The organism is Actinacidiphila rubida (assembly GCF_900110255.1).
In the GTDB taxonomy this organism is placed as follows: Bacteria; Actinomycetota; Actinomycetes; order Streptomycetales; family Streptomycetaceae; genus Actinacidiphila; species Actinacidiphila rubida.
The window spans coordinates 12638-37067 of record NZ_FODD01000021.1 but is presented as its reverse complement, the minus strand read 5'-3'; the positions used below and the strand labels follow the sequence as shown (position 1 = coordinate 37067).

The following is a 24430-nucleotide window of genomic DNA, read 5'->3' as shown; positions in this document are numbered from 1 at the left end:
CCGACGCACCGAGACGAGCGGAGGCGCACCATGACGACCGGCGGACTCACCACGTGCCTGTGGTTCGACGGGCAGGCCGAGGAGGCGGCGGACTTCTACCTGTCCGTGTTCAAGGACGGCACCCGCGGCCGGGTCAGCCGCTACACCGAGGCCGGTCCGGGCGAGCCCGGGTCGGTCCTCGGCGTCGAGTTCACCGTCAACGGGCAGAAGTTCGTGGCGATCAACGGCGGGCCCGAGTTCACGTTCAACGAGGCGGTCTCGTTCCAGATCCCCTGCGCGGACCAGGCCGAGGTCGACTACTACTGGAGCCGGCTCGCCGGGAACGGCGGCGAGGAGGTCCAGTGCGGCTGGCTCAAGGACCGCTTCGGCGTCTCCTGGCAGGTGGTCCCCGACGCGCTCCTCGACTTCCTCGGCGACCCGGACGGGGCGAAGGCGGCGGCGACGGCGCGGGCGATGTTCACCATGAAGAAGCTGGACATCGCGTCGCTCACCTCGGCCCACGCCGCCTCTTCCTGAGAGGCCCCCGGCCCCTCGCCCGCACCGGGCGAACCCGGGCAGAACCTCAGCCCCGTCAGGGGCGCGGGGAACCGCGCGACCAGCCACAACGGCGCCGCACACCGCCGACCGCCCCAGAGGGGCTCTTCCGTCCGCGCCGGACCATCGGCGCACCGGGCGACCGGTCAGTGGACGGCGTCCTCGTCCGCGTCGGACGGCTCGACGGTCTTCGTCTCCGCGGGCGGCTCCGCGGGCATCGGCGGCAGCCGAACCTCACCCGTGGCCGGAGACTCCGCCGGCATCGGCGGGACGACGGGCTCTGCGGGGACGGGCGGAGCCGCCGGCATCGGCGGGAGCGGGGAGGGGGCCGGCGGGGGCGCGAGTGCCAGGGAGAGGAGTTCGTCGATGCGGGCGAGGCCCGCCTCGCGGGTGAGGTGCGCGGCGGCGTACACGGGGCCCGAGGCCCCCCGCTCGGGCTCCGCGGCGAGCGCGCGCGTCGCGGCGAGGAGCGGCCCGGGAGTGCCGGGCGGGACGACGAGTCCCGCCCCGGCCTGGGCGACCTCGCGACCCGTGCCGCTTCCCTCCGGTACCACGGCCACGATCGGCCGCCCCGCGGCGAAGCACGACGTGAGCTCGGCCGGCACGCCCGGATCGGTGACCGCGAGGACGTCCGCCGCCGCCAGCATCTCCGGCAGCTCGCTGTCGTCGGGCAGCGGCGCCACGTCGAGGTTCGGCGGCAGGCCGCCGGCCCGCGCCCGCAGCCGCTCGCGCCCGGCCGCGTCGCCCAGGACGACCACGCGCAGGGTGGGATCGGTGCGTGCCGCGTCCACGAGGAGTTCGAGGCCGTGCCCGTCCCCGGGGTCGCCGCAGTGCATCAGCACCGTCTGACCGGGCCGCCAGCCCAGCATCGCGCGCATCTGCTCGCGCGGGCGCGACGCCCGCGGGGTCAGGGACCAGTTCGGCACCAGCCGTATCCGGTCCTGCGGCACGCCGAGCGCGGCGAGTTCGCCCACGAGCGTCTCGTGCGCGGCGCCCACGACCGCGGCCTGCCGCAGCACCCGCCGTTCGACCAGCCGTGCGACGGCCGCCCGGGTGCCCAGCAGGTTCCGCACCACGGGCACGAACGGCACGCCGTGGCGGGCGGCCAGGCGCGCGCCGACCACGCCCGCCGCCAGGCTCGGCATCTGCGCGGCCACCGCGTCTAAGCGTTCGAGCCCCTCGATCCGGGGCGCCGCGGCGAGCGCGCCGCGCAGCAGCGACGCCTCGAACCGGGCGCGGCTCAGGGCCGTCTGACGGGACGGCACGGTGTGACCGTGCCGGTGCACCCGCACGCCGCCGCGCTCCTCCTCGGCCTCGCGCTTCCCGGCGTACGCCGGGTCCAGCCGCCACGCCGGGTAGTGCGGCATGCCGGTGAGCACGTGGACCTCGGCCCCGCCTGCGGCCCAGTGCTCGGCGATCTGCGTCGCGTAGCGGCTCGTACCCGCCGGTTCCGGCGCGTAGTTGGTGGTGACCAGCAGCAGTCGGCGCACGCCGGTTCGGGTCACTGAGTCCCCTCTCCCCTGTCTCCCCTGAGTCCCCGGTCCGAACAGGCGACCACCCTAGCGTTCAGCCGTGCGGGCCATCCTCGGGACGCCGGGTCGAGTCAATCCGGTAGATAGGACAAAACGCCTTAAAGTGATGCGCGATGCCCAAGCCGATCTCGCGCCGCGACCTCCTCCAGGTGACCGCCTCGGGGGCGCTGCTCGCCGGATGCTCCTCCGGCGGCCGCCCGTCCGCGGACGCGCACACCGCCACCCCGGCCCGCACCGCCGGCGGTCCGCCGCACGCCGCCGCGCGCGGCGGCACGGCCCTGCCCGACCAGGTGGAGCACGGCCCCCGCGACCGCCCGATGGTCGCCCTCACCTTCCACGGCCAGGGCGAACCGGCCCTGGCCACCTCGCTGCTGACGGAGGCGGAGAAGGCCGGCGCACGGCTGACCGTGCTGGCCGTGGGCAGCTGGCTCGACACGTATCCGCAGCTGGCGCACCGCATCCTCGACGGCGGCCACGAGCTGGGCAACCACACCCAGACCCACGGCGACATCGGCGCCATGAGCACCGCGCAGGCCACCGCGGAGATCACCGGGTGCGCCGAGCGGCTGCGCCGGCTGACCGGCTCCCAGGGCCGCTGGTTCCGGCCCTCGCAGGCCCGGCTGACCACGCCGCTGGTGGTGCGGCTGGCCCAGCGGGCGGGCTATCCGCACCTGCTGTCGTACGACGTCGACCCGCTCGACTACACCGATCCGGGCGCGGACACGGTCCGGGCGGCGGTGGCCGCGCAGGCGCGCAACGGCTCGGTGGTCTCCCTGCACTTCGGGCACGCCGGCACGGTGACCGCGCTGCCCGGGATCCTCGACGACCTGCACCGCCGCGGTCTGCGCGCGGTCACGACCACGGAGCTGCTGACCTGATGCGCACGCCCACGTCCCGCCGTTCCCGGCGGTCCCTGTCCTCGGCCGTGCTCGCCGCCGCGCTCGCCGTGCTGGCGGCGGCCTGCGGCAGTTCGAGCCCGCAGTCCCACGCGCAGGCCGCCAAGAAGGCCGCGATCAGCGGGCAGAACGCGGTCCACCCGCTGGAGGCGGGTGTCACCGGCCTGCCGGGGATGCCGCCGCTGCTCGACCCCGACGACGTGTACGCCGCCGACCGGCCGAACGCCCTGTCCCCGGTGGTGCGGAACTTCCCGCAGCTGGTGTACGTGCCGAACACCGAGTCCAACACGGTGACGGTCATCGACCCCAAGACGTACAAGGTGGTCCGCACCATCCCCGTCGGCCTGCAGCCGCAGCACGTGGTGCCCTCGTGGGACCTGAAGACGCTGTGGGTCAACAACGACGTCGGCAACAGCCTCACCCCGATCGACCCGGCCACCGGGAAGGTCGGCTCCCCCGTTTCGGTGCACGACCCGTACAACCTGTACTTCACGCCGAACGGCAGGTACGCGATCGTGATGGCGTCGCTCGACCGCCAGCTGGTGTTCCGCGACGCGCACACGATGGCGGTCAAGAAGACGGTCCCGGTGAGCTGTTACGGCGTGAACCACGCCGACTTCTCCCCCGACGGCCGCTACTTCATCGTCTCCTGCGAGTTCTCCGGCGAGCTGCTGAAGGTCGACACCGAGAAGATGGAGGTGATCGGCCAGCAGCGGCTGGCGTTCGACGGGGCGATGCCGCAGGACGTCAAGATCTCGCCGAACGGCCGGACCTGGTACATCGCCGACATGGTCGCCAACGGCGTGTGGGTGATGGACGGCGACACGTTCTCCAAGCCGAAGCTGCTGCGGACCGGCGCGGGCGCGCACGGCCTGTACGTCTCCCGGGACTCGCGCACGATGTACATCTCCAACCGCGGCGAGGGCTCGATCTCGCTCCTGGACTTCCGCACGGGCAAGCTCACCGGCAAGTGGCACATCGACGGCGGCGGCAGCCCGGACATGGGCGGGGTGTCCGCGGACGGCAAGGTGCTGTGGCTGTCCGGCCGCTACAACGGCGAGGTGTACGCGCTGGACACCACCAGCGGGAAGACGCTGGCGAAGATCCCGGTGGGCGCGGGCCCGCACGGCTTGTGCGTGTACCCGCAGCCGGGCCGCTACTCGCTCGGCCACACCGGGATCTTCCGCTAGGGCGTGTCCGCAACGTCGCGTCGTCCGCCCGAAGGGCGGGGCCGGCGGCGTCTGGTGCGTGCGATCGCAAGGCGGAGCGTCGTCCGGGTCGTCCTCGTAGCGGGCCTCCTCGGACGAGCCCGACAACGCAGCGAGCGTGCGTGCCAGGCGTCGCCGGCCAGACGGGACTGCGCGGACACGCCCTGGGTCCCGCTAGCCGACCGGTTCCGGCGGCGGGACCGCGCCCCGCGCGGGCTCTGGCGACGCGGCGGGTTCCGCCGAGGTGACGCGTTCCGCGGGCGCGGTAGCGTCGAAGGAGCGGACCGCCCGGGCCAGCCGGGTCGCGGCGGCGGCGCGCGGCGCGCTGCCCTCGCGCCAGGTCCGCGTCGGGTGGACGGAGTTGGTGAGCAGCACCAGGAACGCGTCGCTCGCGGGGTCGACGACCAGGCTGGTGCCGGTGAACCCGGTGTGGCCCGCCGCGCCGCCGCCCGCCAGCTCTCCCATGAACCACGGCTGGTCGACCTCGAAGCCGGGCCAGGGCCCGCCCGCGTCCAGCAGCGCGCGGCAGAACAGCGCCAGGTCCCACGCGGTGGAGAACAGTCCGGCGTGACCGCTGACGCCGCCCATCGCGAAGGCGTTCTCGTCGTGCACGGTGCCGTGCACCATGCCCCGGTCGAGCTTGCCCCACGGCCGGCGCTGGTCCTCGGTCGCGGCGATCCGCGGCAGCAGCGCGGCCGGCGGGTTGTAGCAGGTGTCGGTCATGCCGAGCGGGCCGGTGACGTGCTCGCGGACCAGCGCGTCCAGCGGGCGGCCGGTGGCCGCCTCCAGGCACTGCTGGACGGCGATGAGGTTGAGGTCCGAGTAGACCCGCACGGTGCCCGGGGCGTGCAGCGGCGCCTCCCGCCACAGCATCAGGGCCCGCTCGCCGGGCGTCGGCGCGTCGTAGAAGGGCAGCTCGGGGCGGAGTCCGGAGGTGTGGTCGAGGAGCTGCCGCACGGTGACGTCCGCCTTGCCGGCCGCCGCGAAGCCCGGGACGTAGGAGGCCACGGCGGCCTCCGGGTCCAGCAGGCGGGCGGCGAGCACGGAGGTGAACAGCTTCGTGAGGGACGCCAGGTCGACGAGGGTGTCGGGGCGCATCGGCACCCGCCGCTCCTCGGGAAGTTCGGTTCCCCGGTCGGCGTGCTCGTCGTAGGCGGTGTACCGGACGGCGGAGCCGATCGCCTCGTGGAGGGCGACGGTGCGGCCCCGTCCGGCCAGCACGACGGCGCCCGCACACCACGGGTGGTCGGGCGCCGGGCGCAGCCAGCCGGCCAGCTCGGGGACGATCCGGTTCAGCTCGTCGGAGTCGAGGCCCGCGTCAGGGCAGGTACCTCTCGACAGCGGCGGGGCCATGTTCCTCCAAAGCCTTGCGTGCTTTTTCGATGAGTTCCGGGGTGCAGTCACGGCCGGAGGCCATCACCAGGTCCTCCGGGTCCACAGCGTGCTCGGCACCGGTGTGCAGCGAGCTGTCGGCGGTCTTGAACGCCCAGGTGCGTTCGTCCGGAACGTCGGACATCGCTTCCTCCTCGGGACAGGGCCCGGGTTCGGCGGCCTGGGCCCTACGGTCCCTCCACCGTACGCCGCCCCCGCACGCACAGCCCGACGAAGGCCACGGAGGCGATGACGACGCAGGTCAGCTGCGTGATCGCCATCGGGACCGCGGTCCCGTCGCCGGCCACCGCGGCCAGCGGCGAGATCGCCGCGCCGACCAGGAACGAGGACGTGCCGATCAGTGCCGACGCCGAGCCCGCGGAGCGCTTGGTCCGCAGCAGCGCCTGGGTGTTGGTGGTCGGCAGCACCAGGCCCATGGCGGCCATCAGCACGAACAGCGCGGCGGCGATCTCCGGCAGGGTGGCGTGGCCGAAGACGCCGGTGGTCAGCAGGACCAGCGCGACGGAGGCGGCGCCGACCAGCACCAGGCCGGCGCCCAGCACCTTGTCCATGTCGACCCGGCCGACCAGCACCTTGCCGTTGAGCTGGCCGACCGCGACGATGCCGACGGAGTTGAGGCCGAACAGCAGGCTGAAGGTCTGCACCGAGGCGCCGTAGACGTCCTGGACGACGAACGACGACGCGGAGACGTAGGTGAACAGGGCCGCGAAGCCGAAACTGCCGACCAGCACGTAGCCGGTGAACACCCGGTCGGCCAGCAGCCGCCGCATCGCGCCGAACGTCTCGCCCATCCCGCCGGAGTGCCGTTCCTCGGGCGGCAGCGTCTCGGCCAGCCGGCGCCAGACCAGCACGCTGAGCAGCAGGCCGATGACGGTGCAGACCACGAACACGCCGCGCCAGTCGGTGAACCGCAGGATCTGGCCGCCGATGAGGGGGGCGACGATCGGCGCGACCCCGGAGATCAGCTGGAGGGTCGCGAAGAAGCGGGCCATGTCGACGCCGTCGTACAGGTCGCGGACCACGGCGCGGGCGATGACGATGCCCGCGGCCCCGGCCAGGCCCTGCACGATCCGCACCGCGATGAGCAGGCCCGCGGAGGGCGCGACCGCGCACAGCGCGGTGGCCAGCACGTACACGGCCATGCCCGCCAGCAGCGGCCGGCGGCGTCCCCAGCGGTCGCTGAGCGGCCCCGCCACCAGCTGGCCGAGGGCCAGGCCGGCCAGGCAGCCGGTCAGGGTGAGCTGGACGGTCGCGGCCGGGGCGTGCAGGGCGTCGGTGACCTGCGGCAGTGCCGGCAGGTACATGTCCATGGACAGCGGCGGCAGCGCGGTCAGCCCGCCGAGGACGAGGGTGACGAGCCAGCCGGTGCGGCGCCGGGCGGCGAGATCCGCGACGGCCGCGGCCGCGGTGGCCGCGGCGGAGGGAACGGCAGGGGCGGGAACGGGGGTCGGGTGCGCGGGGTGTCTGGGCCCGGCGTCCTGCACGGCGGCACTCTCCATCCGAGGTAGTTGAAGCGTTGCCTATTCTTTCAGTCCGCGGGACCACCGAGGACCCGGATGGGGAGGACAGGCGCCATGAGCGAGGACACACCGAGGATCCGCTGGGGCATCCTGGCGACCGGCGGCATCGCCGCCACCTTCACCGAGGCACTGCGCTCGCTGCCCGACGCCGAGGTCGTGGCCGTCGGCTCGCGCGGCAAGGAGGCCGCCGAGGCGTTCGCCGGGCAGCACGGAATCCCGCGGGCGTACGGCAGTTGGGCCGAGCTGGCCGCGGACGACGAGGTCGACGTCGTCTACGTCGCCACCCCGCACTCCGCGCACCGGGCCGCGGCCGGGCTGTGCCTGGAGGCCGGGCGCGCGGTGCTGTGCGAGAAGGCGTTCACCATCAACGAGCGCGAGGCCCGCGAACTGGTCGAGCTGGCGCGCGGCCGCGGGCTGTTCCTGATGGAGGCCATGTGGACGTACTGCAACCCGCTGGTACGGCACATGGCGGCGCTGATCGCGGACGGGGTGATCGGCGAGGTGCGGCACGTCTCGGCGCACTTCGGCTTCGCGGCGGACTTCGCGCCCACCCACCGGATGCGCGACCCCGCGCAGGGCGGCGGCGCGCTGCTGGACCTCGGCGTCTATCCGGTGTCCTTCGCGCAGCTGCTGCTCGGCGAGCCGGACGCGGTCGAGGCGTGGGCCCAGCTGACGCCGGAGGGCGTGGACGCGAGCACCGGCCTCGTGCTCGGCTGGAACCACGGCGCCGTGGCCACCCTGTCCTGCACCTTCACCGCCGACACCGGCGCCCCGGCCACGGTCTCCGGATCCGCCGGCCGGATCGAGATCGCCGACGGTTTCTTCCACGCCGAGGCCTTCACCGTCCACCGGCCGGGCGAGGAACCGCGGACGGTCCGTCTCGCGGACGTCAGCGACGACCACGACCACGGCACCATGCGGCACGAGGCCGCGGAGGTCATGCGCGCGCTGCGCGCCGGGGAGACGGAGTCTCCGCTGGTCCCGCTCGACGGCTCGCTCGCCGTCATGCGCACCCTGGACCGGGCCCGGCAGCGCCTCGGCATCGCCTACCCGGCCGACCGCTGACGGGTCGCGGCGCTCCCGGCCGGGTCAGCGCGCCTGGTGGGCCTCGGCGGCGGCCGCGATGCGCGCCGCCAGGTCGAAGTCCTTCCCGGTCAGCCGCGACCCGGCCGCGTGCGTGGTGAGCGACACCGCCAGGGTGTCGTAGCCGAGCGTCAGGTCCGAGTGGTGGTTCAGCTCGTCCTGGATGCCGGCGATGTGCAGGGCGAGGATCGCCGCGGGAAGGTGCGCCAAGTGGTACGTGCGGCGCAGCTCCGTGCCGCCCTCGGACAGCTCCCAGCCCGGCAGCTCGGCGAGGCGGTCCTCGATCTCCTTGGGGGACAGCGGGTCGGCGTACGGCATCGGGCGCCTCCGTGCGGCAGCGTTCGGCGGGTCGGGCAGGTCGGACGGCTCGGGCGGGGCCGCTCGGGGACGTCGGGGTGGCGGTCCGCCCCGGTGGGTGAGCAGTGCCCTTCTCCCATGCTCGCACCGCCTCCCGTGCCGTGCCACGGACCGCGCGGCGTCCGACACCTACGGTCCCGCGGCCGTCACGCATAGGCTCCGAGGCATGACGACCACACCTGGTACACCCGCGTCGCCCGGTTCCTCCGACTCGGCGGGTCCGGCCACCGCCCCCGCGACCGCTGTCCTGCGGTACACGGCGTTCTCCCGCGACCCCGCGGGCGGCAACCCCGCCGGGGTCGTCCTCGACGCGTCGGGACTGGACGACGCACAGATGCTGGCGATCGCCGCGGAAGTGGGGTACTCGGAGACCGCGTTCGTGACGTCCAGGGAGGAACGCATTCTGGACGTGAAGTACTTCAGCGCCAAGGCCGAGGTGTCGTTCTGCGGTCACGCCACCGTCGCGACCGCGGTGGCGCTGTCCGAACTGCTCGGTCCCGGCGACCTGTTGTTCCGCACGGTGGCCGGGGACGTGCCGGTGAGCGTCACGGCCGGCGACGACGGCTCGGGAGCGCTGCGGGCCACGCTGACGAGCGTGGAGCCGCACATGGAGGACGCGTCCGACGCGACGGTCGACGAGGCGCTGGCCGCCCTCGGGTGGACGCGGGCCGAGCTGGACCCCGGACTGCCGCCGCGGATCGCCTACGCCGGCGCCCGCCACCTCGTGCTGGCGGCCGCCACCCGCGAGCGCCTGGCCGCGCTCGACTACGACTTCGAGCGGCTGGCGGCCCTGATGCGGTCGCTGGACCTCACGACGCTCCAACTGGTGTGGCGCGAGAGCCCGGAGGTCTACCACGTGCGGGATCCGTTCCCGGTGGGCGGTGTCGTGGAGGACCCGGCGACCGGCGCGGCCGCGCTGGCCTTCGGCGCCTACCTGCGCGCCCTCGGGCCGGTGCCGGAACGGCTGACGCTGCACCAGGGCGACGACATGGGCCGCCCCGGCGTCCTCACCGTCGAACTGCGGCCGGGCGACCCGCGGGTGCGGGTCTCCGGCGAGGCCGTGCCCATCGCCTGATCACCACCGGCCGGCCCTGACCGGCCCGCGCACCACGGCGGCGGCCGCCCTCACGGGCGGCCGCCGCCGGCGCGTCCAGCGGGTGCGGCGACGCCCCGCGACAGTGTCCGACATGATCCGACATGCGGCGATCATGCGCACTGTCTGCCGAACTGGCGCCACCCATGCCGGTATTCGCCCGATCGCACATCACGCTGACAGAAGCTGCACAGGTTCTGGCCGCTTCTGACGACAACCCCACGGCCTCGTGACCGCGAACGCAGGAGTGTTCGAGGGAAATAGGCGGTACGGCGTCGCGCACGGTACGAATCGGTGGGCCGTGTGAAGAACTCGTTCCCGTCCAGTGATCGCCACCCGCCCCAGTGAACCGTTTCCGCAGCCCCGGGCAGGGGTACCGCTGGCCGGGCGGCGGATGTCGTGCTTACATCAACCGCCAGCGGGAGTTGTCGATACGCATTCCGGATCCCGGGGCGTCGCACGACCGTGGAATTCGGCCTGTCCCGGCCTGATACGGGGCAGCCGAAATCTTTTTGAGAATTTCCAGTGCAACGAAGGGAAAACGCAGTCATGCGCAACGCGCCCCAGGTCGAGACCCGCGAGATTTCCGACAGCGAGCTCGACAACGTGTCGGGTGGCATCAGCGTCTCCGGCGGCGTTCAGCTGGACGGTGTCAACGACCTGCTCTACACGGCCACCTCCGCGCTGCCGTCGCTGCCCGTCGGCGACGTCGTGGGCCTGGTGACCGGTGCCGCCGGCTCCCTGTCCGGTGTGACCGGTCTGGCCGGCATCTGAGAGTTCTCTCGGATCTCAGCTCACGCATGGACCCCGGGGCCGACACGGTCCGGGGTCCATGCGGTGTTGTCCGTGCCTCTCGTGCGCCCCACGCCCCCGCTCCCCCCGTCCGCTCCGTTCGCCCCCTAGCCAAGTGCCCCCCGTTCCCGCGCAGTTCCCGTACGTGAAGGAAGTCGTCGGTGGAGTTCCGCCAGAAGGCGCTCGCCCGGCTGCAGTCGCCGGAAGAGCTCGATCTGCCGGTGCGGTTCGCCCGGCCGCAGGGCTGGCTCGCGCTGGCCGTCGCGGTCGTCGTGCTGGCCGCGGCCGGCGTGTGGGCGGTGACCGGCACCGTCACCAGCAAGCTGGCCGCGGCCGGCGTGCTGACCCGCACCGAGGGCAGTTACGTGTTGCAGAGTCCCGTCGCGGGCCAGGTGGTGCAGGTGCGCGCCAAACCCGGCGACACGCTGCCGGCCGACGCGCCGCTGCTGGACGTGCGCACCCCGTCGGGCGTGCAGTCCGTGCGTGCCGTCGCCGCGGGGCAACTCGTCACCTTGACCGCCGCGATCGGGTCCGTGATCTCCACCGGCGCGAGCGTGGCCACCGTGCAGCGTGAGGGCAGGACCGGCGAGCCGCTGGTGGCCATGCTCTACGTGCAGGGCGGCACCGCCTCGGTGGCGGTCGGCGCCCAGGTGGACCTGACCGTGCCGTCGGTCCCCGGCCGCTACGGGACGCTGCGCGGCACCGTGGCGGGCATCGGCCAGCCGCAGAGCCGGCAGCAGATCGCCGCCTTCCTCGGCGACGGTTCGCTCGCCGAGCGGCTCACCGCCAAGGGGGCACCGGTGCCGGTGCTCGTGAAGCTGGCCGCGTCCGGCACCAGCGCCTCGGGCTACCGCTGGTCGAAGGCCGGCGGCCCGCCGTACCGGCTGCCGTCGATGACGCCCGTCGGCGCGTCCGTGCGCCTGTCCGCCCAGCACCCGCTCGACTGGCTGCTGCCGTGAGCCCCCGGCACAGCCCCGCCCCCGCCCCCTCGCGCAGCGGCCGCCACCGCCCCGAGGCGGCGGGGGCACCGCGCGGCCGGCGCCCGCGGCGCGTGCGCACCCCGTCGGTGCTGCAGATGGAGGCCGTGGAGTGCGGCGCCGCGTCGCTGGCGATGGTGCTCGGCCACTTCGGCAGGTTCGTGCCGCTGGAGCAGCTGCGGATCGCCTGCGGCGTCTCCCGCGACGGCTCGCGCGCCAGCAACCTGCTCAAGGCCGCCCGCAGCCACGGCCTGCGGGCCAAGGGCATGCAGATGGAGCCGGCCGCCCTGGCGCAGGTGCAGGCCCCGGCCATCCTGTTCTGGGAGTTCAACCACTACGTGGTGTACGAGGGCATGTCCGGTCGCTTCGGGCGGCAGGGCGTGCACATCAACGACCCGGCGCGCGGCCGCCGTTTCGTGCGCACCGAGGACTTCGACACCAGCTTCACGGGCGTGGCGCTGACGTTCGAGCCCGACGACGGGTTCCGCGCCGGCGGCCGCAAGCCCGGCATCCTGCGGGCGCTGCCGGCCCGGCTGCGCGGCACCACCGGCACCCTGCTGGCCGCGATGATCGCCAGCTTCCTGCTGGTGGTCACCGGTGCCGCGGTGCCGGCGCTCAGCCGCACGTACATCGACCACTTCCTGATCGGCGGCCAGGACTCGCTGCTGCCGACGCTGTTCACGGCGATGGGCGTGCTGGTCGCGCTGACGGCACTGCTGACCGGGGTGCAGCAGGCGAACCTGCTGCGCGGCCGGACCATCTCCTCGACGCTGACCAGCGCCCGCTTCATGCGCCATCTGCTGCGGCTGCCGGTGCAGTTCTTCGCCCAGCGCAACCCCGCGGACCTGGTGCAGCGCCTGCAGTCCAACGACAGCGTCGCCGAGACGCTGGCCCGCGACCTCGCGGCCGCCGGCGTGGACGCGGTGGTGGTGCTGCTGTACGCGGTGCTGCTGTGGACGTACGACCCGCAACTGACCCTGCTGGGCGTGCTGGTGGCCCTGCTCAACGTGGTGGCGATGCGGATCGTGGTCCGCATCCGCGCCACGGGCACGCACAAACTCCGGGCCGACACGGCGAAGTTGACCAACACCTCGTACAGCGGCCTGCAGTTGATCGAGACGATGAAGGCCACGGGCGGCGAGGGTGGATACTTCCGCCGCTGGGCGGGGCAGCACGCGGCCACCCTGGACGGGCAGCAGCGCCTCGGCGTGCCCAGCGCCGCGCTGGCCGTGGTCGCGCCGAGCCTGGCGGCCCTCAACAGCGCGCTGATCCTGCTGATCGGCGGGCAGCGGGCGGCCGAGGGGCGGATCTCGGTCGGTCTGCTGGTGGCCTTCCAGGCCCTGGTCACCAGCTTCACCGCGCCGGTCACCCGGCTCAACGGGGTGGCCGGCCGGGTCCAGGACTTCGCGGCCGACGTGACGCGTCTCAAGGACGTCGAGAGCTTCCCGGTCGACGCGCGGTACGCCCGCGGGCGCCGCGGCCAGGCGACCGGCGCCGGCGACCCGGCCGCCAGCCGCCGGCTGACCGGCCATGTGGAGCTGGAGAGCGTCACGTTCGGCTACAGCCCGCTGGACCAGCCGCTGCTGAACGGGTTCTCGCTGCGGGTGGGTCCGGGCCGGCAGGTCGCGCTGGTCGGCGGCTCCGGCAGCGGCAAGTCCACCGTGTCCCGGCTGATCTCCGGGCTGTACCGGCCGTGGGAGGGCGTGATCAGGATCGACGGGCAGCGGCTGGAGGACATTCCGCAGAGCGCGCTGGCCGCGTCGGTGTCCTTCGTCGACCAGGACGTGTTCCTGTTCGAGGGCACGGTGCGCGACAACGTGGCGCTGTGGGACCCGTCGATCAGCGACGAGGCGGTGCTGGCCGCGCTGCGGGACGCGGCGGTCGACGACGTGATCGCGCGCCGCCCGGGTGGGATCCACTGCCGGGTGGAGCAGGACGGCCGCAACTTCTCCGGCGGGCAGCGGCAGCGCCTGGAGATCGCGCGGGCCCTGGTCCGCCGGCCGAGCGTGCTGGTGCTGGACGAGGTGACCAGCGCGCTGGACGCCGAGACGGAGCGCCTGATCATCGACAACCTGCGCCGCCGCGGCTGCGCCTGCGTCGTCATCGCGCACCGGCTGAGCACGGTCCGCGACAGCGACGAGATCGTGGTGCTGGAGCGCGGCACGATCGTCGAGCGGGGCCGCCACGAGGAGCTGAGCGCGGCCGGCGGGCCGTACGCCGAGCTGGTCAGGGAGCGTTGAGGTGACGTCGGTGCACGACGCGCTCGCCCAGGCCCCCGGGCCGGGCGACCTGGTGATCGGTGCGATGGGCGGCCTCGGGCACGCCGTGGACTGCACGGGGGTCCGCAGCCTGCCGCTGGAGGGGCCGCACGTGGTGTGGCTGGTGGTCGAGGGCGCCATGGACCTGTTCGCGGTGGACGCCGCCGGGCAGGGCCAGTGGCACTTCCTGGGTCGCCTGGAGGCCGGCACGCTGCTGATGGGCCCGGTGCAGGGCCCGCAGTACACGCTGGTGAGCCGTCCGCTGCAGGGCTGCGCGGTGCGCCGCATCGCCCTGCGCGAACTGGTGGCGCCCGCGGCCCCGTACGGCATGGACGACACCTACGGCGGCCAGGCCGGGTACGGGCAGGGCTGGTACCAGGACGGCTACGGGCAGGGCTACGGCGCCGGGGACGGGAACGGCGGCTACGGCGATGCGTGGGGCTACGGCGGCGGGGTGCCGCAGCTCAGCGCGCTGGAGTCGGCGTTCGCGCAGGGCGTCGGGCGGGGCCTGCGGGTGCTGTTCGAGGCCCGCGTGGACGGCCGCCCCGCCTCCGGCGGCGGCACGCCGGACGACGACATCCAGTGGATGCCGGTGGATCCGGGCACGGTCCGCTACGGCGCCGAGTTCGGCGCGGACGCCGACGGCCAGCTGCTGATCGACGGCGGCATGTGGCAGCGGATGGTCAACCAGCAGACGCGGCTGCTCAACGCGCTGGGCCGCTGGATCGAGCGGCTGGAGCAGGCGCACGAGGAGCGGGCCGAGGCCGGTGTCAAGGCCGGTGAGGCGGCCGGCAGCCGGGCGGCGCAGACCCTCCTGGCGTCCATCGGCGGTCCGGGCGGACAGGGCGGCGCGGGCGGCGCGGACGGCGTCGACGGGACGGCCGGCGGCCGGGACTCCGTACTGGCCGCCTGCCGGCTGGTGGCGCGCGCGGCCGGCATCACGGTGCGCGAGCCCGCGCCCGGCGCGGGCGGCGCCGCGGCGGAGGGCACGGCGGGCACGGCCGACAGGACACAGCCGGTGGAGCGGATCGCCCTGGCCTCGGGGTTCCGCACCCGCGAGGTCTCGCTCGGCGAGCGCTGGTGGCGCCGGGACGCGGGGCCGCTGCTCGGCGCCCGGGCGGGCGGCGGCGTCCCGGTGGCGCTGCTGTGGCGGCGCGGCGGCTACCAGGCCGTGGAGCCCGGCAGCGGCCGCCGCACCCGGATCGACGAGGCGAACGCCGGCACCTACGCCGACGCGGCCCTGATGTTCTATCGCGCGCTGCCCGAGGAGCGGGTGTCCGCACGGCAGTTGATGCGCTTCGGGATGCGCGGCAGCGGCCCCGACGTGGGCCGGCTGCTGGCCGGCAGCCTCATCGCGGTGGGCCTGGGCGCGCTCGTGCCGATCGCGACCGGCAAGATCCTCGGCTCCTACGTACCGGCGGCGGAGAAGGGCCTGATCGTCCAGACGGCGCTGGCGATCGTCGCGACGACGGTGGTGTCCGCGGCGTTCATGCTGCTGCAGAACACCGCGATCCTGCGCCTGGAGGGCCGGATCGAGGCGGGCCTGCAACCGGCCGTCTGGGACCGGCTGCTGCGGCTGCCGACCCGCTTCTTCGCGACGCGCTCCACCGGTGAACTGGCCAGCGCCGCCATGGGAGTCGCGGCGATCCGCCGCACCCTGTCGGGCACCACGGCGGTGGCCGTGCAGTCCGGCACCGTCGCGATCGTCAACCTGGTGCTGCTGGTCCGGTACAGCGTGCCGCTGGCGCTGGCGGCGCTCGGCATGCTGGCCGTGGTCGCCTCGGTGTTCCTGGCCACCGGACTGTGGCAACTGCGCTGGCAGCGGCGCCTGGTGGAGCTGAACAACAAGCTCGCCAACCGGTCGTTCCAGACCCTGCGCGGCCTGCCGAAGCTGCGGGTGGCGGCCGCGGAGAACTTCGCCTACGCGGCGTGGGCCGGGGACTTCGCGCGCAGCCGCGAACTGCAGCAGCGCGTGGGCCGGATCAGGAACGTCACCACCGTCTTCAACGCGGTCTACCTGCCGTTCTGCACGCTGCTGATGTTCATGCTGCTGGCCGGTCCGGCCCGCGGCACGCTCTCCCCGAGCGGCTTCCTCACCTTCTCCTCGGCGGCCACGATGATGCTGACCTCGGCCACCCAGCTGACCGGTGCGCTGGTGTCGGCGGTGGCCGTGCTGCCGATGGTCGAGCAGCTGCGGCCGGTGCTGGACGCGACGCCCGAGGTGCCGGCGGCCAGCACCCAGCCGGGCGTGCTGTCGGGCGCGATCGAGGCGCGGGGCCTGTCGTTCCGCTACTCCGACGACGGCCCGCTGGTGCTGGACGACGTCTCGTTCCAGGTCGGTCCCGGGGAGTTCGTGGCCGTGGTCGGCGCGAGCGGCTGCGGCAAGTCGACGCTGCTGCGGATGCTGATCGGCTTCGACCGGCCGGTGTCGGGCAGCGTGCTCTACGACGGGCAGGACCTGTCGGCGCTCGACCAGGCGGCGGTGCGCCGGCAGTGCGGGGTCGTGCTGCAGAACGCGCAGCCGTTCACCGGCTCGATCCTGGAGTGCATCTGCGGCGCGGAGACGTACACGCTGGAGGAGGCGTGGGCGGCGGCCGCGATGGCCGGACTGGCCGAGGACATCAAGGCGATGCCGATGGGCATGCACACCGTGCTGTCCGACGGCGGCGGCGCGGTCTCCGGCGGGCAGCGTCAGCGCCTGATGATCGCCCAGGCCCTGATCCGCCGCCCGCGCATCCTGTTCCTCGACGAGGCGACGAGCGCGCTGGACAACGGCACGCAGCGCACCGTGATCGACAGCACCAAGGCCATGCACACCACGCGGGTGGTGATCGCGCATCGGCTGTCCACGATCATGGACGCGGACCGGGTGCTGGTGATGGCCGACGGCCGCATCGTCCAGCAGGGCCCGCCCGCCGAGCTGCTGGCGCAGCGGAGCGGCCTCTTCCACGAACTGGTGCGCCGCCAGCTCCGCTAGGTCCTGTCCGACAAGCAGCAGTGGCCGCAGCCACCTCGCCAGGACCGGCCTAGGACGAACCTAGGACGGCCGACGGACTCGACTCCGTAGCGTCACCTGCAGGTATTCGGCTCGCTTCCCGCGCACCGGAAGCCGGCTCCCGATCAGGGACAGGGAATCGGCGATCCCCAGGTCATCAGTGACCGGTGACGCCGAACGGCAGTGATGGAGAACACGATGATGGGAATCCGCAAGAAGCTCGCAACGGCCGCCGTGGCCGGCGGCATCCTCGCCGGCAGTGTCGCGGTGGCCGCACCGGCCAGCGCCACCGTCGTCAACGTCAGTTGCCCGACGGGCGGGGTGACCGTGTACAGCAACAACGGGAATGGGGAGGCCGACTACTGCTACGTGCAGCAGAACGGGAACACCGGCCCCGGCTGGGCCGACATTCCCGGCTCGTGGGCGGTCGGCAGCGGCGCCAACGCCGGCTATGTCGAGGATCCTTACGGATGGGTCCCGGTCCGCTTCACGCCTGGCACCATGATGCTGCCCGACTGCCCGAGCGGTTGTTCGTGGACGACACGGTGGGTCTACATCACCAAGTAGCGTCAACCGCCTTTGCGCTGCACGGGGTGGACACGGTCCGCCCGTCCGGGCGTGCCTCTCGCGGATCCGCATCGTGAAGCTCGCCGCACTCAGCTCGCCTTCCCGGTTGTGGCGGCCACCGGTCACCGTGGTGGCCGCCCGCACCGAACAGGGGGAACCGGGACCAACCGAGGTCGCATTTTGAGCATCAAGACCGCTTCGACCATCAACGCAGCACGATGCGCGGCAGTCCTGGCAACGCTGGTCTCCGTCGCCTCCTGTGCCCAGGGAAGGGCGGAGCAGCACGGTGCGCCGCCGCTCGGCCCCATCCCCGTCATCACATCCGTCGACCAGATCACCCTGCCCATCGACTCGTACGAAGTGACCGTCGAGCAGACCAGGACGTTGTTCCGGGCCTCCACCGCGGTGGCCCAGCGGTGCGTGCGCAGTTACGGCCTGTCCTATCCGGCTCCGCGGTGGGGCGCCGCGTTCGGCGACACTCCCCGGGAGCTCAGGAAGCGATCCGCGGTCTACGGCTTCTTCGACCCGGCCGCGCCGAAGAGCAAGGGGTACGACGCGATCGGCAGCAGCAGCGCCCCGCCGGCCGTCTCCGACGGGGTGCTCGCGGTGCTCGACGGTGTGGACAGAGCGAACAAGCCCGTCACCGTGTACGAGGGGAAGGCCGTGCCCGACCGCGGGTGCCTGGGCCGGGGAAGGGCGGAAGTGGGAGACCCACCGATGCCCGCGGACTCCGGCCAGTTGCCCGACGGCGGGCCGAAGGTTCCGGCGACGGATCCCCGGATGGTCGAGGCCAATGCCAAGTGGAGCCGGTGCATGAAGTCCAAGGGCCTCCGCTACGCGTCACCGTGGGCAGCCTATTTCGACCCGAAGTGGCGGTCGGTCTCGGCGCCGGGGACCGTGTCCCGCACGCACACGCCCGAGGAGATCGCCACGGCGACCGCCGATCTGGACTGCAAACTGTCGACGAACCTGATGGGCGTCGCGGTGGCCGTCGAGGCCGCGTACGACAAGCAGTACATCGACTCGCACAAGGCGGCTCTCTCGGCATTCACACGCAGCCTCGACGACCGGCTCGCAAGGGCGCGGCGCCTCATCGCCTCGGGCGGGGCGGACGCCGGATGACCTGGCCGCCGCCGGACGTCCTTGAGGGCCGGGCCCGCGGCGCCGGGCGCTCCCCTCCCCGGATCCGGGGAGGGGAGCGCCCGGCCGGACGGGGCGACGACCGCCCCTAGGGGAGAGCGTCGCCGTTCAGGACCCAGAGCGCCGCCGTGTACCACATCAGGGCGATCGCGCAGATCAGGACGCTGCCGGCGAGGGGCAGGGCCCAGCCCGGCAGGCGTCTGCTGCGGACGACCACCACCTTGGCGACGAACGCGCCGTAGAGCACGCACCCGCAGATGGCGTGCACCATGACACGGGTGTCGGTCTGCTCGAAGCCGTACGCGGTGATGCAGTGGTAGGCGATGGGCAGCGACAGCAGAAAGGCGGCCACGCCGATGATCCGGTGCGTGGTGCGCACCGGCTGGGGGGCCGGGCCGGTGCGGGGGATCCGGCCGTACATCCACAGGGCGAGGCCGAGCTGGACCAGCGCCAGGCCCAGCAGGGCGGTGCCCAGCCGGGCCTTGAGCTCGTAGGTGTCGAGGCCGTGGACGCCGAACAGGCCGGTGTTGTAGTCCGGCGTCACATGGCTGGCCCACTCGTACACGCCGACGGCCGCGGCGAACGGGAGCAGGATGCCGAGGACGACCAGGGCGGGCCGTGCCGGGCGCCGGGCCGCTCGGTCCTCCCCGGGGCCGGGGCTCTTCACGGAAGGGCCCCGCCCCGGGACGGCGCCGGGTCCGTCACGTCTCGACCTTGTTGCCGGCGGCGTTCACGACGTACCACAGGGCACCGAACTGGTTGAGGTCCTGGCCGTTGGTCTGACCGGGCTTGGTGTCGCCCGAGAAGAAGTACAGCGGGTGCTTGTTGTAGGTCACCTGGGTGGTGCCGTCCGACCGCTTGCTGGTGCCGAGCAGGTTGCTCTTGACGCCGCTGCCCGCCATGGGCTGGCCCTTGCTGAGCAGGGGCGGCCAGGCGGCCGCGCAGGCGCCGTTGCAGGTCGACATGTCGGTCTTGTCGGCCTCGAAGAGGTAGAGGGTGCGGCCCTTGGCATCGACCAGGATGGTGCCGAGCTTTCCGCCCGCGTTGTGCGTGGCCACCGTGGCCTGCGCGGTGGGGGACGCGTTGGCGACGACCCCCTGGGTGGTCACGGCGGACGGGCTGGCGGTCGAGGAGGGCGCGGTGGTGTCCGCGGCGCCGCTGTGCGACGCGGAACTGCTTCCGCACCCGCTCAGCACGGTCACCAGCAGGGCAGCGGCACAGGCGGACACCGGGATGGTGCGTTTCATCGGGACTCCGGGGGCTGAGCGACACGAAAGGGACGCCTCAGCTTCGCCGCAGGCGGCCCGCGCGGCTCGCCCGGACACCCGGGTGGGGCCCCCGTGTCAGCCGGGCGGCGCAAGGTCCGCCCGCCAGACCGGTCAATCGCGGCGGCGCACTCCCCCGTCCTCACGGGGCACCGCGCGGGACGGGGTCCCGTCCGCCGCGGAGATCCACACGACCGGCCCTAGGCGCGGTCCGCGCCGGCGAGCAGGGAGGCGAAGCGGGCCGGGTCGACGTTGCCGCCGCTGACGATCACGCCGACGCGCTGCCCGCGCAGTTCCTCGCGCAGGCGGCGGACCGCGGCGAGTCCGAGGCACCCGGTGGGCTCCACCACGATCTTGAGGTACGTGGCGAACACCGCCATGGCGTCGACGATCTCCGCGTCGCTCACGGTCTCCACGTCCGGCCGCGCCCGCCGCAGGACGGCGAAGGTCAGCTCGCCCAGGTGCTGGGTCTGCGCGCCGTCGGCGATGGTGCGCGGGGTGTCGATGTGGACGATCCGGTCCTCGCGCAGCGACCTGCGGGCGTCGTCACCGGCCTCCGGCTCCACGCCCACCAGCCGGCAGTCCGGGGCGAGGGCCGCGGCGGCCAGGGCCGTGCCTGACAGCAGCCCGCCGCCGCCCAGCGGCACGAACAGGGCGTCGAGCGGCCCCTCGTCCTCGAACAGCTCCCTGGCCGCCGTGCCCTGCCCGGCGATGATGTCGGCGTGGTCGTACGGAGGGATCAGGGTGAGCCCGCGCTCGGCGGCCAGGGCGCGTCCGAGGGCCTCGCGGTCCTCGGTGTAGCGGTCGTACGTGACGACGTCGCCGCCGTAGGCCTTGGTCGCGGCGACCTTGGCGGCGGGTGCGTCGAGCGGCATGACGATGGTGGCGGGGATGTCCAGCAGCCGTGCGGCCAGGGCGACGGCCTGGGCGTGGTTGCCGGAGGAGTACGCGACGACACCCGCGCGGCGCTGCTCGGCGGTGAACCGCGCCAGGGCGTTGTACGCGCCGCGGAACTTGAACGCGCCCATCCGCTGGAGGTTCTCGCACTTGAACAGGACCCGGGCGCCGGTCTGTTCGTCGACCAGCCGGGACCGCAGCACCGGGGTGCGGTGGGCGCGCCCCTCGATGCGGGCGGCCGCGGCCAGCACGTCGTCGTAGCTGGGAAGCTCGGGCATGGGCGGCTCTCCCGGTGGGCGGGCTGGGGCGGCGGTCACTCCAGTGTCGCAGCCGGGGGGGCGCGGCAGGCGGAAGGGCCGGCACCGCCCGTCACCCCCGGGTGGCACCGGCCCGCACGCTCGTCCGCTCATCTCCGGCCCGCGGCGGGGGCCGGGCGTGGCGGCTGGGGGTCGGTGGTGCAGCCGCCTTTGCGGCAGTTCTCGTTCGGACAGGACATGGGTCTGCTCCCTTCGCCTACTCAATAGGCGCACGGGGACGCGGCTCAGTTCCCTCCGGTTCTGAGAAGCCCATGAGTTCTGGGGTGAGTTGTGGGACGGAACCGGGGCGGGTTCCGGGGTGGGTCCGGGGTGGGTCCGGGGTGATCAGCGCCCGCCGGCCAGCCGGAGGTCCTGGCCGAGCGCGGTGTAGGCCGACTTGGGCCGGTAGTTCTCGTCGAAGATGTTGGCCTGGCCCTCGCCGGTGAACACCCCCGGCACCCACGAGTACTTGTCGGTGAAGCCCCACACGGTGAAGTCGGTGCAGTGCCGGGTGAGCAGGCAGCCCTGCAGCAGCGTCTGGTAGGCCTCGTCCTGCGCCTCGACGTCGGTGGCGTCGGCCGGCAGCGTCATGCGCACGTCGGCCTCGGTGATCGCGGTCTGCACACCGAGCGCGTCGAAGCGCGCCATGTTGTCGGCGATGTCGTGCGGCGCGGGGTACTTGACGTCGAGGTGTCCCTGGATGCCGACGCCCTGGACCGGTACGCCCTCCGCGCGCAGCCCCTTGACCAGGTCGTACAGCGCGGTGCTCTTCGCGTTGACGCCCTCGATGTTGTAGTCGTTGATGAACAGCACGGCCTTGGGGTCGGCCGCGTGGGCCCAGCGGAAGGCGTCGGCGACGTACCCGGGGCCGAGCTTGTCCAGCCACAGGTCGTCGCGCAGGGTGCCGTCGTCGTTGAACGCCTCGTTGACCACGTCCCACTGCCAGATCTCGCCCTTGAAGTGCGCGACCTCGGCGGTGATGTGCTGGTGCAGGATGTCGCGCAGTTCGGCGGCGCTGAAGTCGCCGGAGGTCAGCCACGACGGAAGCTGGTTGTGCCACAGCAGGTTGTGGCCGCGCACCAGCTGGCCGTGCGCCTTCGCGAACGCGACGAGCTGGTCGGCCTGCGTGAAGTCGTAGGTGCCGCGGGCGGGTTCGACGGTGTCCCACTTCATCACGTTCTCCGGCGTGACCGAGCTGAACTCGTCGGCGACCTTCTGCGCGTAGGGCGCCTCGCCGGCCAGGGCGTCGGAGTTCACCGCGGTGCCGACGCGGATCCCGGCCTTCCGGGCGAGCGCCCGCAGGGTCGTGCCGCTCGGCGCGGCCCTGCCGTACGAGGCGGCGCCCGGCGCGACGGCCGCGCTGTCGCCGTGCGCCGGCGTCCCGGCACTGGCGTCGGACGAGACGAAGACGACGGAGGCCGTGGTGAGCAGGAGGCCGGCTGCCGCCGTGGCCAGACCCGCGGTGGTGCGCGTCCACTTGTCCATGGCTGGTCCTTTCAGGCACGCGGGGACGGTCCCGCGGATGCGTGAGGAAAGTACGAAAGTTTCGAGATGAGTCCCGCAACTTGCGGACGCAACCTAGGGCCTGTGCCGGACGGGGTCAACACTTCGCGCACGACCGGGAGTCGGGGGGCAGACCCGGCGGCGCCGGGTGGGCATGATGGGGCCATGGCCTTCGACGTCGTCCGCGTACGCCGCGACTTCCCCGCCCTCGCCCTGAAGACCGCGCACTTCGACGGACCCGGCGGCTCGCAGGTCCCCCACCAGGTCGCGCAGGCCATGGCGGACACCCTGTGCAGCGGCATCTCCAACCGCGGCGGCGTCACCGCGGCCGAGCGCCGCGCCGACTCCGTCGTCACCGGCGCCCGGGCGGCCGTCGGCGACCTGCTGGACTGCCCGCCCGGGTGCGTGGTGTTCGCCCGCTCCATGACCCAGGCGACCTACGACATGGCCAGGGCGATGGCCAAGCAGTGGCGCGAGGGCGACGAGGTGGTGGTCACCCGGCTCGACCACGACGCCAACATCCGCCCCTGGACCGCGGCGGCCGAGGCCGCGGGCGCGACCGTCCGCTGGGCCGACTTCGACCCCGCGACCGGCACCCTGAAGGTCGACCACGTGGCCGAGGTGCTGTCGCCGCGCACCCGCCTGGTGGCCGTGACGGCCGCCTCCAACCTGATCGGCACCCGGCCCGACATCCCGGCCCTCGCCGAGGCCGCGCACGCCGTCGGCGCGCTGCTCTACGTCGACGGCGTCCACCTGACCCCGCACGCCGCCGTCTCGCTGCCCGGCCTGGGCGCGGACTTCTACGCGTGCTCGCCGTACAAGTTCTTCGGCCCCCACCACGGGCTGCTGGCCGCCGCCCGCCCCGAACTGCTGGAGCAGGTGCATCCCGACAAACTGCTGCCGTCCGCCGACACGATCCCCGAGCGCTTCGAACTCGGCACGCTGCCGTACGAGTTGCTGGCCGGGACCACCGCGGCGGTGGACTTCATCGCGGACCTGGGCGGGAAGGGTGACGGCGGTGACGGCGGTGCGGGCGGCGGCGGTACCGGCGGGGCGTCCCGGCGGGCGCGTGTCGCCGCGTCGATGCGGGAGGTCGAGGCGCACGAGGAGGCCCTGTTCGACCGGCTGCTGGACGGGCTGGCCGCGATCGGCGGCGTGACCGTGCACCCGGCGCCCCGGCCGCGGACCCCCACCGTGCTGTTCTCCGTCGCCGGCCACAGCCCGCAGGCCGTGTACGAGCACCTGGCGGCGCTCGGCGTGAACGCCCCGGCCGGCAGTTTCTACGCGATCGAGGCGGCCACCCGGCTCGGCCTCGGCGCACCCGGCGCCGTACGCGCCGGGATCTCCCCCTACAACGACGCCGGCGACGTGGACCGGCTGCTGTCCGGCGTCCGCGAGCTGGCCCGCTGACAGCGGGCGCCGCGGTCAGGGCGTCCGATGGGGTCGCGGGCTCAGGGGTGCAGGACGACCCGCTGGATCCAGTCGTTGAGGCGCCCGGTCATCTGCTCGTGCGCGCGCCGCAGCCGGGTCTCCACGATGCCGGGCGGGACCTCGGTGATGCGGGCTATCTCGGCCTTGGACAGGCCCTCGGCGTCGGCGAGGTAGACCGTGATCCGCACGATGGGGGCCAGCGCCTCCATCGCGCCGCCGACGACCTCGTCGGCGGAGTGCGGTACCGCGGCGGCGGAACGGCGCGGGGCGTGGCCGCGCACGTCCTGCTCGAACCAGGCGGCGACCAGGTGCCCGTAGAGCCAGGCGCGCACGCTCCCCGACGGCCGCGCCCAGTGGAAGTCCAGGTAGGCGCGGTCGAAGGTGCGCTGCACCAGGGCCTCGGCCTCGGCCCGGTCGGGGGCGAGGCGCAGGGCGCCGGCGTAGACGCGGTCGAGGTGGACGAGCACTTCCTGTTCGAAGCGCTCGTCACCGGGTCCCGTCACTCCGCGGGACGGCTGAACCAACGTGCTCATCTCGATCTCCCCACCATCGGCCGCTCGATCGATGATCGATCGCCATTGTCCCGCTCGCGGCGATGTGATGTCCAACACTCATCACGCATCAATGCCATAGGCGCTGCCTATGACGAACCGGCGGTCACCCCAGGGGTGGCCGCCGGCTCGCGGTGACACGG

Annotated in this window: 22 protein-coding genes; 12 read left to right on the top strand and 10 right to left on the bottom strand. The window is 73.5% G+C overall.

Annotated features, from left to right (window positions below; genetic code table 11):
* Nucleotides 1-30: 30 nt before the first annotated feature.
* Entirely contained in the window at nt 31-516 is a 486-nt protein-coding gene (locus tag BMW99_RS21285) for a VOC family protein (protein WP_069467096.1), read from the top strand.
* Nucleotides 517-680: 164 nt separating this feature from the next.
* Here the strand turns inward: BMW99_RS21285 and BMW99_RS21280 are convergent, their stop codons facing one another.
* Nucleotides 681-2039, bottom strand: coding sequence for a glycosyltransferase family 4 protein (locus BMW99_RS21280; protein ID WP_075017338.1), 1359 nt, complete (start codon nt 2037-2039; stop codon nt 681-683).
* A gap of 140 nt (nt 2040-2179) precedes the next feature.
* On the opposite strand from BMW99_RS21280, the gene BMW99_RS21275 reads away from it, so the two are divergent.
* Both BMW99_RS21275 and BMW99_RS21270 read left to right on the top strand, forming a co-directional pair.
* Nucleotides 2180-2944 (top strand): polysaccharide deacetylase family protein, encoded by a 765-nt coding sequence (locus tag BMW99_RS21275; protein ID WP_069466593.1) that lies wholly within the window; start codon nt 2180-2182, stop codon nt 2942-2944.
* Nucleotides 2944-4152 (top strand): YVTN family beta-propeller repeat protein, encoded by a 1209-nt coding sequence (locus BMW99_RS21270; protein WP_069466592.1) that lies wholly within the window; start codon nt 2944-2946, stop codon nt 4150-4152. The genes BMW99_RS21275 and BMW99_RS21270 overlap by 1 nt, the downstream gene beginning before the upstream one ends.
* A 192-nt stretch (nt 4153-4344) precedes the next feature.
* On the opposite strand, the gene BMW99_RS21265 is transcribed toward BMW99_RS21270, so the two are convergent.
* From BMW99_RS21265 to BMW99_RS21255, 3 genes are read right to left on the bottom strand one after another with little or no spacing between them, the layout of a single operon-like run.
* Nucleotides 4345-5523: a serine hydrolase domain-containing protein gene (locus BMW99_RS21265; protein WP_079138933.1), complete on the bottom strand. Its 1179-nt coding sequence runs from the start codon at nt 5521-5523 to the stop codon at nt 4345-4347.
* Nucleotides 5489-5686 carry a hypothetical protein gene (locus BMW99_RS21260; protein ID WP_069466591.1) on the bottom strand — a complete coding sequence of 66 codons (198 nt, stop codon included), beginning with the start codon at nt 5684-5686 and terminating at the stop codon, nt 5489-5491. The genes BMW99_RS21265 and BMW99_RS21260 overlap by 35 nt, the downstream gene beginning before the upstream one ends.
* 43 nt (nt 5687-5729) lie before the next feature.
* The gene (locus BMW99_RS21255; protein WP_075017337.1) at nt 5730-7061 is read right to left on the bottom strand and encodes a multidrug effflux MFS transporter; all 1332 of its coding nucleotides are present in this window, start codon (nt 7059-7061) and stop codon (nt 5730-5732) included.
* A gap of 75 nt (nt 7062-7136) precedes the next feature.
* Between BMW99_RS21255 and BMW99_RS21250 the strand changes: the two genes are divergently transcribed.
* On the top strand, nt 7137-8147 hold the full coding sequence (locus BMW99_RS21250) for a Gfo/Idh/MocA family protein (RefSeq protein ID WP_069465768.1): 1011 nt from the start codon (nt 7137-7139) through the stop codon (nt 8145-8147).
* Nucleotides 8148-8171: 24 nt separating this feature from the next.
* On the opposite strand, the gene BMW99_RS21245 is transcribed toward BMW99_RS21250, so the two are convergent.
* Entirely contained in the window at nt 8172-8483 is a 312-nt protein-coding gene (locus BMW99_RS21245; protein ID WP_069465769.1) for a 4a-hydroxytetrahydrobiopterin dehydratase, read from the bottom strand.
* A gap of 205 nt (nt 8484-8688) precedes the next feature.
* On the opposite strand from BMW99_RS21245, the gene BMW99_RS21240 reads away from it, so the two are divergent.
* The 7 genes from BMW99_RS21240 (at nt 8689) to BMW99_RS21210 (ending at nt 18326) form a co-directional block, all read left to right on the top strand.
* Nucleotides 8689-9597 carry a PhzF family phenazine biosynthesis protein gene (locus BMW99_RS21240; protein WP_079176132.1) on the top strand — a complete coding sequence of 303 codons (909 nt, stop codon included), beginning with the start codon at nt 8689-8691 and terminating at the stop codon, nt 9595-9597.
* 567 nt (nt 9598-10164) lie between these two features.
* Complete coding sequence (locus BMW99_RS21235) at nt 10165-10389, top strand: hypothetical protein (RefSeq protein ID WP_075017336.1); 225 nt, start codon at nt 10165-10167, stop codon at nt 10387-10389.
* 179 nt (nt 10390-10568) lie between these two features.
* Nucleotides 10569-11366 carry a hypothetical protein gene (locus BMW99_RS21230; protein WP_075017335.1) on the top strand — a complete coding sequence of 266 codons (798 nt, stop codon included), beginning with the start codon at nt 10569-10571 and terminating at the stop codon, nt 11364-11366.
* Nucleotides 11363-13624: an NHLP family bacteriocin export ABC transporter peptidase/permease/ATPase subunit gene (locus BMW99_RS21225; RefSeq protein ID WP_407640307.1), complete on the top strand. Its 2262-nt coding sequence runs from the start codon at nt 11363-11365 to the stop codon at nt 13622-13624. Before BMW99_RS21230 ends, BMW99_RS21225 begins: the two co-directional genes overlap by 4 nt.
* 1 nt (nt 13625) lies before the next feature.
* Nucleotides 13626-16619, top strand: coding sequence for an NHLP bacteriocin export ABC transporter permease/ATPase subunit (locus BMW99_RS21220; protein ID WP_075017333.1), 2994 nt, complete (start codon nt 13626-13628; stop codon nt 16617-16619).
* A gap of 216 nt (nt 16620-16835) precedes the next feature.
* The gene (locus BMW99_RS21215) at nt 16836-17204 is read left to right on the top strand and encodes a hypothetical protein (protein WP_143080553.1); all 369 of its coding nucleotides are present in this window, start codon (nt 16836-16838) and stop codon (nt 17202-17204) included.
* A gap of 180 nt (nt 17205-17384) precedes the next feature.
* The gene (locus tag BMW99_RS21210; protein WP_075017331.1) at nt 17385-18326 is read left to right on the top strand and encodes a hypothetical protein; all 942 of its coding nucleotides are present in this window, start codon (nt 17385-17387) and stop codon (nt 18324-18326) included.
* 106 nt (nt 18327-18432) lie between these two features.
* Here BMW99_RS21210 and BMW99_RS21205 read toward each other — a convergent pair whose 3' ends face one another.
* From BMW99_RS21205 to BMW99_RS21190, 4 genes are all read right to left on the bottom strand, one after another.
* Nucleotides 18433-19011, bottom strand: coding sequence for a DUF6529 family protein (locus tag BMW99_RS21205; protein WP_245791569.1), 579 nt, complete (start codon nt 19009-19011; stop codon nt 18433-18435).
* Between the two features lie 34 nt (nt 19012-19045).
* On the bottom strand, nt 19046-19591 hold the full coding sequence (locus BMW99_RS21200) for a COG4315 family predicted lipoprotein (RefSeq protein ID WP_069461803.1): 546 nt from the start codon (nt 19589-19591) through the stop codon (nt 19046-19048).
* Between the two features lie 218 nt (nt 19592-19809).
* Nucleotides 19810-20784 (bottom strand): threo-3-hydroxy-L-aspartate ammonia-lyase, encoded by a 975-nt coding sequence (locus tag BMW99_RS21195; RefSeq protein ID WP_075017330.1) that lies wholly within the window; start codon nt 20782-20784, stop codon nt 19810-19812.
* A 363-nt stretch (nt 20785-21147) separates the two neighbouring features.
* The gene (locus BMW99_RS21190) at nt 21148-22287 is read right to left on the bottom strand and encodes an endo-1,4-beta-xylanase (protein WP_069466244.1); all 1140 of its coding nucleotides are present in this window, start codon (nt 22285-22287) and stop codon (nt 21148-21150) included.
* A 183-nt stretch (nt 22288-22470) separates the two neighbouring features.
* Between BMW99_RS21190 and BMW99_RS21185 the strand changes: the two genes are divergently transcribed.
* Complete coding sequence (locus BMW99_RS21185; RefSeq protein WP_069466245.1) at nt 22471-23715, top strand: cysteine desulfurase-like protein; 1245 nt, start codon at nt 22471-22473, stop codon at nt 23713-23715.
* 41 nt (nt 23716-23756) lie between these two features.
* Here the strand turns inward: BMW99_RS21185 and BMW99_RS21180 are convergent, their stop codons facing one another.
* Nucleotides 23757-24269, bottom strand: coding sequence for a sigma factor-like helix-turn-helix DNA-binding protein (locus BMW99_RS21180; RefSeq protein WP_079138874.1), 513 nt, complete (start codon nt 24267-24269; stop codon nt 23757-23759).
* Between the last annotated feature and the right edge of the window lie 161 nt (nt 24270-24430).